Origin of the sequence: uncultured Campylobacter sp. (assembly GCF_938045535.1) — a bacterium.
In the GTDB taxonomy this organism is placed as follows: Bacteria; Campylobacterota; Campylobacteria; order Campylobacterales; family Campylobacteraceae; genus Campylobacter_B.
Genome location: NZ_CALIMQ010000174.1, coordinates 1 through 1592 on the forward strand (window position 1 = coordinate 1; position 1592 = coordinate 1592).

Genomic DNA, 1592 nt, shown 5'->3' on the forward strand with positions numbered 1-1592 from the left:
TTGGGCAGACGGCAGAAACCGCGTGCTAATCGCCGTAGGCACTCCTAGTGCTGCGGGTAGCGGTAGTATACAAGGTGAAACTATCGCTATCAACCAATATCCGTTCAATCCAAACAATGCTAACTCTCAGGAATTTTCTGAGCAGTACTATATAGCGCATAGCGCCTATGCGATCGTCCCCGCTAATGTCGTAACTTATACGAAAGACAATGCGGGAAATTTGAGTAAGAATTTTGATCTAGTATTGAGGTATAACTATCGTCCATGGAGCACTGTTGCAGGTGATGCACACTCATATAATACTGCTAGTAGTTCACTACTAGCAGAGGATGTGAGCTTATTTAGGTTTAAGGACGATAATGGCGCCGTTGCGCTTAAACTATGTATGAGAGACGATGGCAGAAATTTTGATCCCGCAGAGCTGGATCTAAACGTTTGTAAAGCACAGGTGGTGTACTAATGAAAACTATGCAAAAAGGCTTTGCTCTAGTAGCAGCCATATTTTTTATCATCATTGTAGCAACTACGGCGATTACGGCACTATCTATAGCATCTATGACGGCTCGCGATGTCAATAATATCCAAGGCAGAGAGCAGGCGCTGTTGCTAGCGCAGAGTGCTACGGAGCTGGCTGTCCTTGCTATGCAAAAGCACCAGTATTTAACTACCGATCTTAAGGCAGGAGGCGCTACAGCTGCGAGCAACCCTACACTAAATACGATTACGCTCGAGTACCCGTCAAATAATGCGGGCGAAAAAATATCACCGTGACATTTGGATATTTTGATAGACAGCTGGGTGCGCCCGGCAATCATACCGTCGCTTATAGTAATTTTGGGCAAGGCTCGTCCGAAACACTTGCAAATGGTAGTGTGGGCAGAATTCTAAGCCATGCCGCGCTTGTAGATGTAGTAGTAAAATCCAACGTAGAAGTTATGGGCAGACCGCAGATTACATATCATAGGCGTACTATTCAAAAACCATAATGCAAAGGAGAGACGATGAATTTAAATATCGTAGGTAAGCAGTTTGAGCTAACGGAGGCTATTAAAAATTATGTCGAAAACGCATTTGAGACGCTAGAAAAATATAATCTCGACATCATCTCTGGGCGTTGTGTAATTTCTGCTGACGAGAAGCAAGGCAAAAAGGGCTTCGTGGTAGATTTCTCATTAAATTTAGCGCATCAAGACACTATCGTCGTGCGTCAAAAAGATAAAGATCTCTATGCCGCCGTCGATCTCATCGTAGATCGTGCTTCAAAAGTTCTACGCAGATACCACGATAAGGTAAATTCTCATAAAAATCGCGACGAAATGAAACAAAACGCCGTAGATAATGCGGTCGGTGCCAATAAGCCAAATTTAAACGATGAAGTTGATGAGATCGTCCCTACCGAGCTGGATCTATATAAGCCGCTAGAGATCGATGAGGCGCTAAATAAGCTTAAAGAAAGTACCGATCAGTTCTTGGTCTTTAACGATATGGACGCTAAAATGCGTGTGCTTTACAAGCGTAAAGATGGTAAATTCGGCTTATTTTAGAATTTTAGAATTTTAGAATTTTAGAATTTTAGAATTTTAGAATTTTAG

Annotated in this window: 2 protein-coding genes and 1 pseudogene; all 3 read left to right on the top strand. The window is 42.5% G+C overall.

Annotated features, from left to right (window positions below):
• A pseudogene (locus tag Q0095_RS05580) lies at positions 1-460 on the top strand (hypothetical protein); the annotation flags it as partial.
• Positions 460-771 carry a hypothetical protein gene (locus Q0095_RS05585; protein ID WP_297882142.1) on the top strand — a complete coding sequence of 104 codons (312 nt, stop codon included), beginning with the start codon at positions 460-462 and terminating at the stop codon, positions 769-771. The pseudogene Q0095_RS05580 and the gene Q0095_RS05585, both read left to right, overlap by 1 nt.
• 230 nt (positions 772-1001) lie before the next feature.
• A complete protein-coding gene (gene raiA / locus Q0095_RS05590) occupies positions 1002-1544 on the top strand; it encodes a ribosome-associated translation inhibitor RaiA (RefSeq protein WP_297882144.1) in 543 nt (180 codons plus the stop codon).
• Positions 1545-1592 lie beyond the last annotated feature (48 nt).